This window comes from Cognatazoarcus halotolerans (genome assembly GCF_009800965.1).
In the GTDB taxonomy this organism is placed as follows: Bacteria; Pseudomonadota; Gammaproteobacteria; order Burkholderiales; family Rhodocyclaceae; genus Cognatazoarcus; species Cognatazoarcus halotolerans.
Map to the genome: position 1 here is coordinate 397,671 of NZ_WUAF01000002.1, position 15,855 is coordinate 413,525.

12 protein-coding genes are annotated in these 15,855 nt (G+C 65.0%); 10 read left to right on the top strand and 2 right to left on the bottom strand.

Annotated features, from left to right (window positions below):
• The first annotated feature begins 311 nt into the window (after nt 1–311).
• The 3 genes from clpB to phbB all read left to right on the top strand — a co-directional run bounded on the left by clpB (nt 312) and on the right by phbB (nt 4,798).
• Nucleotides 312–2,903, top strand: coding sequence for an ATP-dependent chaperone ClpB (gene clpB, locus GQB03_RS04820; protein ID WP_159685123.1), 2,592 nt, complete (start codon nt 312–314; stop codon nt 2,901–2,903).
• A 69-nt stretch (nt 2,904–2,972) separates the two neighbouring features.
• Nucleotides 2,973–3,842 (top strand): lytic transglycosylase domain-containing protein, encoded by an 870-nt coding sequence (locus tag GQB03_RS04825; RefSeq protein ID WP_200832104.1) that lies wholly within the window; start codon nt 2,973–2,975, stop codon nt 3,840–3,842.
• A gap of 206 nt (nt 3,843–4,048) precedes the next feature.
• The gene (gene phbB / locus GQB03_RS04830) at nt 4,049–4,798 is read left to right on the top strand and encodes an acetoacetyl-CoA reductase (protein ID WP_159685126.1); all 750 of its coding nucleotides are present in this window, start codon (nt 4,049–4,051) and stop codon (nt 4,796–4,798) included.
• A gap of 42 nt (nt 4,799–4,840) precedes the next feature.
• Here phbB and GQB03_RS04835 read toward each other — a convergent pair whose 3' ends face one another.
• Both GQB03_RS04835 and GQB03_RS04840 read right to left on the bottom strand, forming a co-directional pair.
• The gene (locus GQB03_RS04835; protein WP_159685129.1) at nt 4,841–5,725 is read right to left on the bottom strand and encodes a DMT family transporter; all 885 of its coding nucleotides are present in this window, start codon (nt 5,723–5,725) and stop codon (nt 4,841–4,843) included.
• A 25-nt stretch (nt 5,726–5,750) separates the two neighbouring features.
• The gene (locus GQB03_RS04840; RefSeq protein ID WP_159685132.1) at nt 5,751–6,656 is read right to left on the bottom strand and encodes a TetR family transcriptional regulator; all 906 of its coding nucleotides are present in this window, start codon (nt 6,654–6,656) and stop codon (nt 5,751–5,753) included.
• Nucleotides 6,657–6,946: 290 nt separating this feature from the next.
• Between GQB03_RS04840 and GQB03_RS04845 the strand changes: the two genes are divergently transcribed.
• From GQB03_RS04845 to GQB03_RS04875, 7 genes are all read left to right on the top strand, one after another.
• Nucleotides 6,947–7,984 (top strand): branched-chain amino acid ABC transporter permease, encoded by a 1,038-nt coding sequence (locus GQB03_RS04845; RefSeq protein WP_159685135.1) that lies wholly within the window; start codon nt 6,947–6,949, stop codon nt 7,982–7,984.
• A gap of 2 nt (nt 7,985–7,986) precedes the next feature.
• Nucleotides 7,987–9,855 carry a branched-chain amino acid ABC transporter ATP-binding protein/permease gene (locus tag GQB03_RS04850; RefSeq protein WP_159685138.1) on the top strand — a complete coding sequence of 623 codons (1,869 nt, stop codon included), beginning with the start codon at nt 7,987–7,989 and terminating at the stop codon, nt 9,853–9,855.
• The gene (locus tag GQB03_RS04855) at nt 9,852–10,610 is read left to right on the top strand and encodes an ABC transporter ATP-binding protein (protein WP_159685141.1); all 759 of its coding nucleotides are present in this window, start codon (nt 9,852–9,854) and stop codon (nt 10,608–10,610) included. Before GQB03_RS04850 ends, GQB03_RS04855 begins: the two co-directional genes overlap by 4 nt.
• 152 nt (nt 10,611–10,762) lie before the next feature.
• Nucleotides 10,763–11,905, top strand: coding sequence for an ABC transporter substrate-binding protein (locus GQB03_RS04860; protein WP_159685144.1), 1,143 nt, complete (start codon nt 10,763–10,765; stop codon nt 11,903–11,905).
• A 12-nt stretch (nt 11,906–11,917) separates the two neighbouring features.
• The gene (locus GQB03_RS04865) at nt 11,918–13,795 is read left to right on the top strand and encodes a feruloyl-CoA synthase (protein ID WP_235026945.1); all 1,878 of its coding nucleotides are present in this window, start codon (nt 11,918–11,920) and stop codon (nt 13,793–13,795) included.
• A gap of 16 nt (nt 13,796–13,811) precedes the next feature.
• The gene (locus tag GQB03_RS04870; protein WP_159685147.1) at nt 13,812–14,582 is read left to right on the top strand and encodes a crotonase/enoyl-CoA hydratase family protein; all 771 of its coding nucleotides are present in this window, start codon (nt 13,812–13,814) and stop codon (nt 14,580–14,582) included.
• On the top strand, nt 14,579–15,841 hold the full coding sequence (locus tag GQB03_RS04875; RefSeq protein WP_159685150.1) for a thiolase family protein: 1,263 nt from the start codon (nt 14,579–14,581) through the stop codon (nt 15,839–15,841). Before GQB03_RS04870 ends, GQB03_RS04875 begins: the two co-directional genes overlap by 4 nt.
• Nucleotides 15,842–15,855 lie beyond the last annotated feature (14 nt).

The following is a 15,855-nucleotide window of genomic DNA, read 5'->3' on the forward strand; positions in this document are numbered from 1 at the left end:
CTGCCCTCCATACTCGGTTTGGTGTCTGAACGAGGCACTGCTCCCGCTGCTGCAGACCCCGGTGCGTTGCACCGCAATATGCAAGGGTCCATTACTGCCTCGGCGTGGAACATAGCACATCGAAGCGCAAGTGCGGGCAAGAAATTAGGGTTTTCACCAATTTCAAACGGTCGTTTGCTGCGGTGCGCAATGAATTGCTCGTTCATCGTTGGGTGCGCACCGCGATCGGTCTTCCGGAGGCGAGGCCATTGAAAAACATAGGTGCGCCCCCACTTCGGAAACAACCCTGACCTTACCAAGGATTTGCGACCATGCGCTTCGACAAGTTCACCACCAAGTTCCAGCAAGCCCTCTCCGATGCCCAGAGCATTGCTGTCGGCAACGATCAGCAGTTCATCGAGCCGCAACACCTGTTGTCCGCATTGCTCGGCCAGGACGACGGCGGTACGCAGTCCCTGTTGCAGCGCGCGGGTGTCAATACCGGTCCGCTGAAGACCGCCCTGCAAAAGGCCGTCGAGCGCCTGCCCAAAGTGGAGGGGCATGGCGGCGAAGTGCAGATCGGCCGCGACCTGGGCAACCTCCTCAACCTCACCGACAAGGAAGCGCAGAAGCGCGGCGACCAGTTCATCGCCAGCGAGATGTTCCTGCTCGCGCTCGCCGACGACAAGGGTGAGACGGGACGCTTGCTCAAGGAGCACGGTCTCAACCGCAAGGCGCTCGAGGCGGCGATCGAGGCCGTGCGCGGCGGTGCCAACGTGGGTAGCCAGGAGGCCGAGGGTCAGCGTGAGGCGCTCAAGAAATACACGCTCGACCTGACCGAGCGTGCCCGCATGGGCAAGCTCGACCCGGTGATCGGACGCGACGACGAGATTCGCCGCGCGATCCAGATCCTGCAGCGCCGGACCAAGAACAACCCGGTGCTGATCGGCGAGCCGGGCGTCGGCAAGACAGCCATCGTGGAAGGATTGGCGCAGCGCATCATCAATGATGAAGTACCCGAGACCCTCAAGGGCAAGCGGGTGCTGTCGCTCGACATGGCTGCGCTGCTGGCCGGGGCAAAGTACCGCGGCGAGTTCGAGGAGCGCCTCAAGGCGGTGCTCAAGGAAATCGCCATGGACGAGGGGCGCATCATCGTCTTCATCGATGAGCTCCATACCATGGTCGGTGCCGGCAAGGCCGAGGGGGCGATGGACGCCGGCAACATGCTCAAGCCCGCCTTGGCGCGCGGCGAGCTGCATTGCATCGGCGCGACCACGCTGGACGAATACCGCAAGTACATCGAGAAGGATGCCGCGCTCGAGCGTCGCTTCCAGAAAGTGCTGGTCGACGAGCCGAGCGTGGAGAGCACCATCGCGATCCTGCGCGGCCTGCAGGAGAAGTACGAGATCCACCACGGCGTGGACATCACCGACCCGGCCATCGTCGCCGCGGCGGAGCTCTCCAATCGCTACATCACCGACCGCTTCCTGCCGGACAAGGCGATCGACCTGATCGACGAGGCGGCGGCGCGGATCAAGATGGAGATCGATTCCAAGCCCGAGGTGATGGACAAGCTCGACCGTCGCATGATCCAGCTCAAGATCGAACGCGAGGCGGTGAAGAAGGAAAAGGACGAGGCTTCGAAGAAGCGTCTCGGCCTGATCGAGGAAGAGATCGGTCGTCTCGAGAAGGAATATTCGGATCTCGATGAAGTGTGGAAGGCCGAGAAGGCCAAGGCGCATGGCTCGGCCCACATCAAGGAAGAGATCGACAGCCTGCGCGCGCAGATGGCGGACTTCCAGCGCAAGGGTCAGCTCGACAAGGTTGCCGAGCTGCAGTACGGCAAGCTCCCGCAGCTCGAGGCCCAGCTGAAGACGGCCGAGCAGGCCGGTGAGGGCGCGCAGCCGAACAAGCTGCTGCGGACCCAGGTCGGCGCGGAGGAAATCGCCGAGGTGGTGAGCCGTGCGACCGGGATCCCGGTGAGCAAGATGATGCAGGGCGAGCGCGACAAGCTGCTCAGGATGGAGGACTACCTGCACAACCGCGTGGTTGGCCAGGACGAGGCGACCCGGCTGGTGTCCGACGCAATCCGCCGCTCGCGTGCCGGACTGTCGGACGAGAACCGTCCGTATGGCTCCTTCCTGTTCCTCGGCCCGACCGGGGTCGGCAAGACCGAGCTGTGCAAGAGTTTGGCGGAATTCCTGTTCGACTCGGAAGAGCACCTCATTCGCATCGACATGAGCGAGTTCATGGAGAAGCACTCGGTGGCACGGCTCATCGGTGCGCCCCCGGGCTACGTCGGTTACGAGGAGGGCGGTTACCTGACCGAACAGGTGCGCCGCAAGCCATACAGCGTGATCCTTTTCGACGAGGTCGAGAAGGCGCACCCGGATGTCTTCAACGTGCTCCTGCAGGTGCTCGACGACGGCCGCATGACCGATGGTCAGGGGCGCACGGTGGACTTCAAAAACACCGTCATCGTGATGACGTCGAACCTTGGCAGCCAGATGATCCAGCAGATGGCCGGTGATGATTACCAGGTGATCAAGCTGGCGGTGATGGCCGAGGTGAAGACCTACTTCCGGCCGGAGTTCATCAACCGCATCGACGAGGTGGTGGTGTTCCACAGTCTCGACCAGAAACACATCGCCGGCATCGCGAAGATCCAGTTGCAGTATCTCGAGAAGCGCCTGGCGCGGCTCGACATGCGGCTGGAGGTCACCGATGCGGCGCTTGCCGCTTTGGCCGAGGCGGGGTTCGATCCGGTGTTCGGGGCGCGTCCGCTCAAGCGCGCGATCCAGGAGCGCATCGAGAATCCGCTGGCGAAGGCGATTCTCGAAGGTCGGTTCGCCGCCAAGGATTGTATCCGCGTAGATGCGGTGCAAGGGAAGCTCGAGTTCGCCAAATTGCCCGGTCAGGCATAAAGCGTCACGGGCGATCGGGCACGGGGCCGGTAGACTGGCCCCGTGTCTTCTTGTTCGAGATCGCTTCGCGTGACCGTGCTGCGCCTTTTGCTGTTCCTGCTGTGCTTGCCCGCCCTGGCCTTTGCCCAGGCGGGTAGCCTGTTCCCGGACGAGGCGCCGGCGGTGGCGCGTCTGCTCGACGACGGAATTGCGGCGCAGGCGCTCGGTAGCGAGGCGGGCGCCGAGGCACGCTTCTGCGCTGCCGCCAGGCTCGGCAGCGTGGAAGGGCAGTACCGCCTCGGCAAGCTCTACCTAGAGCGCAGGCGCAAGCGGGCCGACGAAGCGCTGATCGCGACCACGCTGCTTTCCTTCGCGGCTCAGCGTGGTCACCGCGACGCGCAGCAGCTGCTGGTGAATCATCGTCCGGGCCGCATCGTCACGCCGGGGTGTTTCGATCAGCCTCTGGCGCTGGCCGATCTCCCACCGGTAAATCGCGTAATTTCGGCTGCCGAGGCGCAGCGCTACGTCGAGGCGCTGCCGTCGGAGCGGCGCCGGCTTGCGCACCTTGTGCAGCGGCTGGCGCCGCGCTTCGGTGTCGATCCGCGCCTGGCGCTGGCCATCGTACGCAACGAGTCTGGCTTCGACCCGTCTGCGCGCTCTCCCAAGGACGCGCTGGGGCTGATGCAGTTGATCCCCGCCACGGCCGAACGCTTCAACGTCGCCGATCGACTGGATCCGGAGCAGAACGTGCGTGGCGGGCTCGCCTACCTGCGCTGGTTGCTTGCCACCTTCGACGGCGACATCGCCCTGACCGCTGCGGCCTACAATGCCGGCGAGGGTACGGTGATGCGCTACGACGGCGTACCGCCGTATTCCGAGACCCGTCAGTATGTGCAGCGGGTGCTGAGCTTCTACGGATCCGGCCAGCATATGCGCCCGGCTGGCAGGCGCGATACCTGATCCGCCACGGTCTGTCGCACCGATCCGGCCTGACTGCTGGACGATTCACGATTCCCTCCCTGTTGATGCTGTCGTATGCTGGGCGAGCTCCTGCCCTGAACGCGCCGCACGGTCATCGGCCGATGCGCTGATTTCCTCGGCATGAGCGAGACGCCCGTTACACGGCGTCAGGCTGCATCCAGAAGACCAACAACGGAGACAGATATATGAGCGACAAGCAACGCGTGGTACTGGTCACCGGCGGCATGGGCGGGCTGGGCGAAACCATCACCACCAAGATGGTCGATGCCGGTTACAAGGTCGTGGTGACCTACTCGCCGGGTAACAACAAGCATGCCGACTGGGTGGCCGACATGAAGGGCAAGGGTTACGACGTGATGGCCGTGCCCTGCGACGTGGCGGATTTCGATTCCTGCGCGGCGGCCGTGGCCGAAGTACGCAGCAAGGTGGGGGAGGTCGACGTACTGGTGAACAATGCCGGCATCACCCGCGACATGACTTTCAAGAAGATGGACAAGGCGAACTGGGATGCGGTGATCCGGACCAATCTCGACAGCCTGTTCAACATGACCAAGCAGGTTGCCGACGGAATGGTCGAACGCGGCTGGGGCCGGATCATCAACGTCTCGTCGGTGAACGGCTCGAAGGGGGCGTTCGGACAGACCAACTATTCGGCGGCAAAGGCGGGGGTGCACGGCTTCACCAAGGCGCTGGCGCTGGAAGTGGCGCGACGGGGGGTCACGGTCAATACGATCTCGCCGGGCTATATCGGCACCAAGATGGTGACCGCCATTCCCAAGGAAGTGCTCGATAGCAAGATCCTGCCGCAGATACCGCTGGGGCGACTCGGTGAGCCGTCCGAGGTCGCGGGGCTGATCATCTATCTGGCCTCCGAAGAGGCCGCCTTCGTTACCGGTGCGAATATCGCCATCAACGGCGGGCAGCACATGCAGTGATGCAGCGACGGGCAACCGGGGTTCCCGGGTGCCCGTGCACAATCACACCTTGTGAGAAGCGACGCCTTTGCTGCCCAGTGCGATCATTGCACCGGCGAGGCCGATGACGCCGATTCCCGTCAGCGCAAGGCGATCCGGAAAATGGCCGAAGATCAGCCAGCCGGCCAGTGTCGCCCAGGCCAGTTGTACATACAGGATCGGCGCAAGCGTGGACGCGGAGGCTTCCCGAAAGGCGCGGATCAGCAGGAAATGTCCAGATCCGCCATAGACGCCGAGCGACAGTAGCAAGGCCGCGTCGACAATGGTGAGGCTCGGCCCGCCCCAGATCCACGGCAGCGAAACGCTCATGCATACGGTTCCGACCAGGGCGGTATAGAAAAGCATCGTCACCGGGTGCTCGGTCGGAGAGAGTTTGCGCGTGGTGATCTGATAGAAGGCATAGCAAACCGCTGCGGAAAAGGCCAGTACCACGCCCTCCGGCACCAATCCGCTGCCCGGCCGCGCAATCAGGATCACGCCGCCGAATCCCGTGGCGATGGCGATCCAGCTTCTGGCTCCCACCTTTTCGCCCAGCATCGGGCCAGCCAGCAGTGTGACCAGCAGCGGCGCAAGAAAGACGATGGCAGTCGTCTCGGCGAGCGGCATGTGCTGCAGCGCCGACATTGCGAAGAAGGTGGTGCATAGCAGGAGCAGGGCGCGCACGATCTGGTAGCGCCAGCGACTGCTGGCTACTAGCCGCGACCGCATGCCAGGTCCGAGTACCACCAGCATCATCAAGAAGTGGGTGAGGTAGCGCGCCCACACCAGCATTGGCACCGGCCAGCGGCTGCCGAGGTACTTGACCGTGGTGTCGAGCATCACGAAGAGCACGAGCGCGCCCATCAGCAGCGCGATCCCCCTCAACGGGCTCTGGGTCTCAGGGGGCATTGACTCTGCGGGGGCGATCGTCGGATCAGCCCTCGACGCCTCCGCGCATCATGTTCACCATCATGTCGGCAATCTGCTGCGGACTGCGCTTGCCTTCGCGATACCACACCGCTACCCAGTTCATCGCACCGAGCAGCGTCAACCGCAACAAGGTGCGATCGACATCCGGTGCGAGCGGAAGGCCCCCGATGATGTCGCGGAAGACCAGCTCGTAGGCGCGGCGGTTGTCGGTGATCTTGTCGTAGAGTTCATGGTCGCCGATCATCGCCAGGCTGTGGCCGGTGATGCGGTCGACCGGCGAACCCTCGACCATTGCCGAGACATGCACTTCGCAGGCCCGGCGCAGACTGTCCCACGGATCGCTTCCTTCCGCGGCAGCTTGCCTGACGCGCTCCATGACGCGCTGGAATCCTTCCCGGTGTATTGCCAGATATAGGTCTTCCTTGGCGGGGAAGTGGTGATACACCGAACCCGGCAACAGTCCCACGCTGCGGGCGATGTCGCGGATCGAGGTGCGATCGTATCCCTGGGCGGCAAAGCGTTCGGCCGCCACATGAAGAATGAGTGCATGACGGCTCGGCGTGTCGCCTTCGGCCGCACCGCCGGCGGAATTACCTGCTTCGCTCTCGTCCGCAACGACGCCGCTGGCGAGACGGGCGCTCAACTGGCCGCGTTCGAGCAAGCGTTGCTGCTCCGGCGTCAATGCTTCGGGGACCCGGTCGGCGAGTGCCTGCAGGCGCTTGACCGCAGTCTCGAGATCGTGCCGTTGCCAGATGTAGCGAACGCCCGATGGCGAAATCCGTATTCCGCGTGCACGAAGACGTTCGGCCACGGCGGCCTGACCGAGCGTCGGCTCGGTGCGGGCGAACTCGAGAATTGCTGACTCCGCATCCGGCGCGTCTTCCATCCCCTGTGCTGTGTGCTGGTTCATTGCTGCGGCATTCCTGCTGTCTGTCGATCGACGTGGCTGACCCCGAATGATAACCGGCGGCGCGCGACGGTGATGCGTCGTCTCCGGACGGCCTTCCGCGGGCATGGAAGCGTGCGGCCATTTGTCCATTAAACTTTATTGGCCAAGTGTTTGACAAGTTAGTTTGTTCGGGCTACTGTAGCACCGTCGTCGCTCGATCGACGACGTGGAGCACAGAGCGGCAGGAAGCCGCCAGCAACGGGTTCGCAAACATGGCAACCCGCTCGACCGGGGCGGGTGTGGAGACAAATATGGATTTACAGATAGCGATCCTGCTCGGGCAGGATGGCATTACCACAGGTGCGATCTACGCACTGCTGGCGCTGGCGCTGGTGCTGGTCTTCGCGGTGACCCGCGTAATCTTCATTCCGCAGGGGGAGTTCGTTGCCTTTGGCGCGCTGACGCTCGCCTCGCTGCAGGGCGGCAATACGCCGGCGACGCTGTGGCTGCTTCTGGGATGTGGCGTTGCAGTGGCTGCGGTGGATGGTCTGGCGGCAGTGCGGCGCGGCGATGCGCGTCGCCTGGTATCGATACTGGGCTGGAACCTGGCCTATCCGCTGGCCCTCGCCGCCCTGTTCTACGCAAGCCAGCCGGGCGCCATGCCGATGTTGCTGCAGATCCTGGTGGCGCTGGCGATCGTCGTGCCGCTGGGGCCGATGATCTACCGGCTGGCCTTCCAGCCGATCGCCGAAGCCCCGGTGCTGATCCTGCTGATCGTCTCGGTGGCGCTGCATGTCACCCTGGTCGGCCTCGGCCTGCTCTTCTTCGGTGCCGAGGGAACCCGTACGCCGGCCTTCTCCGATGCGCAGTTCGAACTCGGCTCGATCATGATCAGCGGGCAGCAGCTCTGGGTTGTCGGCACCTCCGCGCTGCTCATCGCAGTGCTCTACCTGTTCTTCGGGCGAACCATTTACGGCAAGGCCTTGCGGGCGACCGCGATCAACCGTAACGGTGCGCGGCTGATGGGCTTCTCGCCGGTCTTCGCGGGCAAGCTCACCTTCCTGCTGGCGGCCTTCATCGGCGCCCTGTCGGGCGTGCTGATCGCACCGGTCACCACCATCTACTACGACACCGGCTTCCTGATCGGCCTCAAGGGATTCGTCGCCGCGATCATCGGTGGCCTCGCCTCCTACCCGCTGGCTGCGGCCGGCGCGCTCACGGTCGGCCTGCTGGAGTCCTTCTCATCCTTCTGGGCGAGTGCCTACAAGGAGGTGATCGTCTTCACCCTGATCATTCCGGTGCTGCTCTGGCAGTCGCTGACCAGCCACCACATCGACGAGGAAGAATAAGCATGAGCAAGCCTGATTCACGCCCCGCTTCGATCGCGCTGCCGGCAACAGAGCCCGTGGCCGGACGTCGCTTCGCCGGATTCGCCCCCGCACACGTGCTGGTCGCGTTCCTGCTGCTGGTCTCGCTGGCACCGGTGGTGCTGCCCGAGTTCTACGTCACGCTGCTGAACTACATCGGTCTTTACGCGCTGGTTGCGCTCGGCCTCGTACTACTGACCGGTGTCGGAGGCCTGACCAGCTTCGGCCAGGCCGCCTTCGTCGGCCTCGGTGCCTATACCACCGGCGTGCTCACGGCGTCTCCGGATCTGCCCGGCTGGCTTGCGTGGGCCGGCGGCTCGCCCTGGCTGGCGCTGGTGATCGGCCTCTTGCTCACTGCGCTGGTCGCGCTCCTGGTCGGCTCGCTGACCCTGCGCCTGTCGGGGCATTTCCTCCCGCTGGGCACGATAGCCTGGGGCATCAGCCTGTATTTCCTGTTCGGCACCATGGAAACCCTGGGCGGGCACACCGGGCTGACCGGCATCCCCTCGATCTCGATCTTCGGCTGGGAGCTCGACGAGGGCCGCGAGATCTTCTACCTGATCTGGGTCTTCCTGCTTGCCGCGGTGCTGACCACCCGCAACCTTCTCGACTCCCGCGAAGGCCGCGCGATCCGCGCGCTCAAGGGCGGCATGGTGATGGCCGAGGCGATGGGGGTGAATACCTCGCGCTCGCGGATGGTCATCTTCGTCATCGCCGCGCTGCATGCCGCCGCGTCGGGGTGGCTGTATGCACACATGCAGCGATTCGTGAATCCGACACCCTTCGGTCTGCACATCGGCATCGAGTACCTGTTCATGGCGGTCGTCGGTGGCGCGGGTCAGGTGTGGGGCGCAATCGTCGGTGCGGGAATCATCACCGTCATGAAGCAGTGGCTGCAGGACTGGCTGCCCAAATTGTTCGGCGCTTCGGGCAACTTCGAAGTGATCGTGTTCGGCCTGATGATGGTTGTCATCCTGCACCGTGCCCGTGACGGCGTCTGGCCGTTGCTGGCAAAACTGGTGCCGGTGCGCGGTCAGCATATCGAGGTCGACGCCACGGCTGCCGCGCTGCCGCGCCGCGAGATGCCGGCACGTGGCGAACGCATCCTCGAGGCCCGCAAGGTGACCCGGAAGTTCGGTGGCCTGGTGGCCAACAACGACATGAACCTGCATGTCGAGGCGGGCGAGATCCTGGCCTTGATCGGCCCCAACGGCGCAGGCAAGAGCACCATGTTCAACCAGCTCTCCGGTGTCGATACGCCGACCTCCGGTGAGGTGCTGTTTCGCGGCAAGTCGATTGCCGGGCACGCCTCGCGCGAGATTGCCGGGCTTGGCATGAGCCGCACCTTCCAGCACGTGAAGCTGCTGCCCAAGATGAGCGTGCTCGAGAACGTCGCCATCGGCGCGCACCTGCGCGGCAGCGGCAGCGTGGTACCGGCCGCCTGGCGGCTCGAGCGTGGCGAGGAGGCGCGACTGATCGCCGAGGCGGCGCATCAGATCAAGCGGGTGGGGCTCGAGGAATACATGCACGAAGAGGCGGGCTCGCTGGCCCTCGGGCAGCAGCGAATCCTCGAGATCGCCCGTGCGCTGGCTTCCGATCCGTGCCTGCTGCTGCTCGACGAGCCGGCCGCCGGTCTGCGCTTCAAGGAGAAGGAGGCGCTCGGCGAGCTGCTCAGCAAGCTGCGTTCCGAAGGCATGGCGATCCTGCTGGTCGAGCACGACATGGACTTCGTGATGGGGCTCGTCGATCGGGTGGTGGTGATGGAGTTCGGCCAGAAGATCGCCGAGGGCCTGCCGGAAGAAATCCAGAAAAACCCTGCCGTACTTGAAGCCTACCTGGGAGGCGTGGAATGAACACGATTGCACAACCGGTGCTTGAAGTGCGCGACCTGTGCGTTGCCTACGGCAAGGTCGAGGCGCTCACCAACGCCAACATCCGCGTCGGCGAAGGCCAGATCGTCACCGTGATCGGTCCCAACGGGGCGGGCAAGACGACCATGCTGTCGGCTATCGTCGGGCTGCTCGAATCGAAAGGGCAGGTGGCTTTCAACGGCCGGGTCGAGGTCAGCCCGGACGTCGAGCGGATGGTCGCCGGCGGCATGAGCCTGGTGCCCGAAAAGCGCGAGCTGTTTGGCGAGATGAGCATCGAGGACAACCTGCTGCTTGGCGCCTTTCATCGCTACCGCACCGGCAAGCGCGACCACGCCGAAACCATGAACGAGGTCTTCGAGCTGTTCCCGCGCCTCAAGGAGCGCCGCGCCCAGCAGGCCGGCACGCTGTCCGGCGGTGAGCGCCAGATGCTGGCGGTCGGCCGCGCCCTGATGGGCAAGCCGCGCCTGCTGATGCTGGACGAGCCAAGCCTCGGGCTGGCGCCGCTGATTACCCGCGAGATCTTCCGGATCATCGCCGAGCTGCGCAAGACCGGCGTCTCGATCCTGCTGGTCGAACAGAACGCCCGCGCCGCGCTGGCCGTCGCCGACTACGCCTATGTGCTGGAGACCGGCGGCGTGGCGATGGAGGGGCCGGCGCACGATCTGCGCGACGACCCGCGCGTGATCGAGACCTATCTCGGCCTGGGTGGAAAGCACCAGGACATGCTGGCGACCTGACATCGCCGGCGGCGACCGGAAGCAGGGACCTCCCGCCCGGCCCGGTCGCCGATACAGAACCAGAAGGGCACAGCAAGCCCTCGAGGCGGTACCACGCCCCGGCCTCGCAGCAGGCCGGGATACACGAAATCAGAGGAGTCGAAGGAGCAAAAATGAAGATCAAGCAACTCGCCGTACTGTGTTCAGCCGCAGCGCTGCTCGTCAGCCAGCCGGTACTCGCCGACATCAACGTCGGGGTGTCGCTGTCATCGACCGGGCCTGGGGCGGCCCTCGGCATTCCGGAAAAGAATGCGATCGCGCTGCTGCCTACCTCGGTCGGTGGTGAGAAGATCAACTACATCGTCCTCGACGACGGCACCGATCCGTCGGCTGCCACCAAGAATGCCCGCAAGCTGGTGACCGAGGACAAGGTCGACGTGCTGTTCGGATCGTCGGTCACGCCGGCGTCGCTGGCCATGGCCGAAGTTGCGGTCGAAAGCCAGACGCCGCTGATCAGCATGTCGCCGATCAACCTGCCGGCGGAAAAGAACGTGTGGGTATTCCGGACCCCGCAGCATGTCAACCTGATGGCCAGCGCGCTGGTCGAGCACATGAAGCTCAAGGGGGTGAAGACCCTCGGCTTCATCGGCTACTCCGATGCCTACGGCGAAGACTGGCTGGTCGGCATCAAGCCGATGCTCGACGCGGCCGGCATCAAGCTCACCAGCACCGAGCGCTTCAACCGCACCGATACCTCGGTGAACGGGCAGGTGCTCAAGATCGTTGCCAGTCGTCCCGATGCGGTGCTGGTGGTGGCCTCGGGCAGTCCGGCCGCTTTGCCGCAGAGCTCGCTGATCGAGCGCGGCTTCAAGGGCCAGATCTACCAGACCCACGCCGCTGCCAATCCTGGCTTCCTGAAGGTTGCCGGCAAGGCCGCCGAGGGCGTGATCATGCCGATCGGCCCGGTCGTGGTGGTCGACCAGATCGAGGATTCCCATCCCTCGAAGAAGATCGGCCAGGCTTTCGTCAAGGACTACGAGGCCAAGTACGGTGCCGGCAGTTTCTCGTCGTTTGCGGCCTATGCCTTCGATGCCGGGCTGCTCTTCAAGGCCGCCGTTCCAGCCGCGCTGAAAAAAGGCAAGCCGGGCACCCCGGAATTCCGCAAGGCTTTGCGTGACGCGCTCGAGACCGAAAAGGAAGTGGTCGGCACCGATGGTGTCTTCAACATGACCCCGACCGATCACTTCGGCCTCGACGCACGTGGTCGTGTGCTGATCCGCGTTGATAACGGCGGCTACAAGCTGCTTGGCAAGTAAGGAGGTGCAGCCATGGAAACAGGTGCAATGGCAAAGGCTGCGTCAGGCGAAGAGATGTTCGTTGACCCGACGGTGCTGATCGAAGCCCGTGCGGACGGTACGCGCATCCTGCGCTCCGGCATTCCGCTGCCGGAAAACTACAGTCGCTGCGTGGGCGAGTGGCTTGAACACTGGGCGCGGGCTGCGCCGGAGCGCCTGTTCCTGGCCGAACGCGACAAGGACGGCGAATGGCGTCGGCTCACCTATGCCGACGCACGGCGCCGGGTGGTGGCGATCGCGACCTGGCTGCTGGGGCAGAACCTGTCGCCCGAACGGCCGGTGGTGATTCTCTCCGACAACTCGATCGAGCATGCGCTGCTGATGCTGGCGGCGATGCACATCGGGGTGCCCTCCTGCGCGATCTCGCCGGGCAATTCGCTGATGTCCACGGACCACGGCAAGCTCAAGGGCAATATTGAGCTGTTGCGTCCGGGTGTGATCTACGCCGATCCCATCGAGCGTTTCATGCCGGCGATCGAGGCGGTGCGGGACCTGCACAGCGGGGTGGTGGTGGCGGGCGGGGCGAGTGGCGTGGTGGATGGCACGATTCCGTTTTCCGAACTGGAGACGAATGCCAACGAGGCTGCGGTGATGTCGGCCTTTTCCCGCATCACGCCGGACACCATCGCCAAGTTCCTGTTTACCTCCGGTTCGGTGGGCACGCCCAAGGCGGTCATCAATACCCAGCGCATGCTGTGCTCGAACCAGAAGGCGAAGGAACTGATGTGGCCATTCCTTGCGTCGGAGCCGCCGGTTCTCGTCGAATGGCTGCCCTGGAGCCATACCTTCGGCAGCAATCACGACTTCAACATGGTATTGCGCTGGGGCGGCTCCATCTATATCGATGAAGGCAAGCCGACACCGGCGGGTCTCGAGAAGACGATCCGGAACCTCAAGGAAATCTCTCCGACGGTGTACTTCAACGTGCCGCGTGCCTACGACATGCTGGTGCCGGTGCTGCGGGCCGACAAGCAGTTGCGCGACAACTTCTTCCGCCGGCTGAAATTCATCTTCTACGCGGGCGCCGCGCTGCCGCATCACCTGTGGGTTGCGCTCGAGGATCTGTCGGTCGAGGCGACCGGTCACCGGATCCTGATGGTGTCCGGTTGGGGCTCCACCGAGACGGCACCGCTCTCGGCGGACAGTCACTTCCGCTCGGTACGCCCCGGGGTGATCGGGGTGCCGATTCCGGGCACTGCGCTCAAGCTGGTGCCCGCGGCCGACAAGATGGAAGTGCGCATCAAGGGGCCCAACGTCTTTCCCGGCTACTGGCGCCAGCCCGACATGACCGCCAACGCGTTCGATGACGAGGGCTACTACATGATCGGCGACGCGGTCGAGTTCGTCGACCTGGCCCACCCGACACGGGGGCTGCTCTTCGACGGTCGGGTCGGCGAGGACTTCAAGCTGCTGACCGGAACCTGGGTGCACGTCGGCTCATTGCGGGTGAGCGGCATCGACGCCATGAAACCGGTGGCCCAGGACATCGTGGTGGCCGGTCACGACCGCGACGAGATCGGCTTCCTGGTGTTTCCCAACGTTCCCGAGTGCCGGGCCCTGTGCCCCGGGCTGCCGCCCGACGCGCCGGTCGAGCAAGTGCTCTCCAACCCGGCCGTGATCAACCAGGTGCGCGCCGGCCTGCAGGCGCTCAGGCAGCGCGGCGGGGGCACCTCCACCTATGCCAGCCGTGCCTTGCTGCTGGCGGAGCCGCCCTCGGTCGAGGCGGGCGAGATCACCGACAAGGGCTACATCAACCAACGGGCGGTGCTGAACCGGCGCAGCGACCTGGTCGAGTATCTGTACGCGGATGTCCCGGACAAGACCGTCATCACGGTCCATTCCGCAGTCTGAATCAAGGAAAACGAGCATGAGCGAACAACTCGTCAGAACGTCGCAAGACGGAAACATCTACACCATCGCGCTGGCCCGGCCGGCCAAGCGCAACGCAGTCAGCGATCGCCTGCTGGCTGCGCTGGAGGCGGCCTTCCTGGCAACGCCGGAGGGGACCCGGGCGATCATCCTGAGCGGTGACGGCAAGCATTTCTGTGCCGGCCTGGATCTCGCCGAGCACCAGCACCGCGAGCCCTTCGGTGTGATGCAGCATTCCCAGAGCTGGCACCGAATCTTCCATCGCATCCAGAACGGCGGCATCCCGGTCATCTCGGCCCTGCACGGCGCGGTGATCGGCGGCGGACTGGAGCTGGCAACCGCCACCCACATCCGCGTTGCCGAGCCGGACACCATCTATCAGCTGCCGGAAGGCCGCCACGGCATCTTCGTCGGTGGTGGCGCCTCCGTTCGGGTTGCGAAGATCATCGGCCCGGGCCGGATGTGCGAAATGATGCTCACCGGCCGCATCCTCGATGCCGACGAAGGCCAGCGCCTGGGCCTGTCGCATTACCTGGTCGGCGAAGGCGAGAGCCTCGCCAAGGCCCAGCAACTCGCGGCGCGCGTCGCCGAGAACGCGCCGATGGCTAACTGGGCGATGTGCACCGCGATCGCCCGCATCGACAACATGGCGAGCGACGACGGCTTCTTTGTCGAGTCGCTGACCGCCGCACTCACCCAGACCAGCCCGGAAGTGGCCGAACGCATCGGCGCCTTCCTCGAGCGCAAAGGACAAGGACCCCGCACATGAGCACTTCGAACGCATTCGCCGCTTCCGAGGCGGCAGCCCTCTCCGCCACCTACGACGACATCTGGCTGGTGGCCGGCCAGCGCACCCCGTTTGCCGACTACAACGGCCCGCTGCGGGACGCCTCCGCCACCGATCTGGGCATCTGCGCCGCCCGCGCGCTGTTTGCCAGCAGCGGCATCCCGGCCGGTGAGGTCAACGCCATCATCGCCGGCAACATGGCCCAGTCGAGCTTCGACGCCTACTTCCTGCCGCGTCACATCGGGCTCTACTCCGGCGTGAATCCCAATGTGCCGGCACTGCTGGTCCAGCGGCTGTGCTGCACCGGCTTCGAGACCATCCTCAACGCCGCCGAGCACATCGCCCTCGGCAAGGCCAGCGTGGTGCTGGCGGTCGGAGCCGAATCGATGTCGCGAAACCCGGTGGCGGCCTACACCCATCGTGCGGGCTTCCGCATGGGGCAGGTCGATTTCCGTGACTTCCTGTGGGAAGCCACCAAGGACACCGCACCGGGCATCAGCATGGGTGACACCTCGGAGAACCTGGCCAAGCGCTACGGCATCAGCCGCGAAGAGGTCGATCGCTTTGCCGAGCGCAGCTTCGGCCGGGCTGCCGCCGCATGGGATGCCGGCTGGTATGCCGACGAGGTGTCGGCCGTGAGCAACGCCAAATGGGAGCTCGAAGGCTACAAGCCGCGCGGCATCAAGCTGGCAGACCGCCTCGAGACCTTTGCGCGCGACGGTCATGTGCGTGCCACCGCCTTCGAGACGCTGCAGAAGCTCAAGCCGGCCTTCGGCGGAGTGCAGACCGGCGGCAACAGCTCGGCTATCGTCGATGGCGCGGCGGCGGTGATCGTCGCGCGCGGCGACTGGGTGCGGGCCAACGGGCTCAAGCCGCTGGCGCGCATCGTCGGCGGTGCCGCGGTGGCCGTGCCGCCCGAGATCATGGGGATCGGCCCGGCGCCGGCCATCCGTGCCGCGGCAGCCAGGTGCGGCATCGCGGTCAGCGACATCGACCGCATCGAGATCAACGAGGCCTTCGGCGCCCAGTTCCTGGCCTGCCAGCACGAGCTCGGGTTCGACCCGGAGCGCGCCAACAGCCGCGGCGGTGCGATCGCCATCGGTCATCCGCTGGGCGCCTCGGGTGTGCGCCTGACCCACACCGTGGCCCGCCAGCTCAAGGCGGATGGTGTGCAGTACGGCGTCTCGTCGGCCTGCGCGGGTGGTGGCCAGGGTGTCGCCGTGGTGCTGGAAAACGTCTGAACGGAGCCTCGATC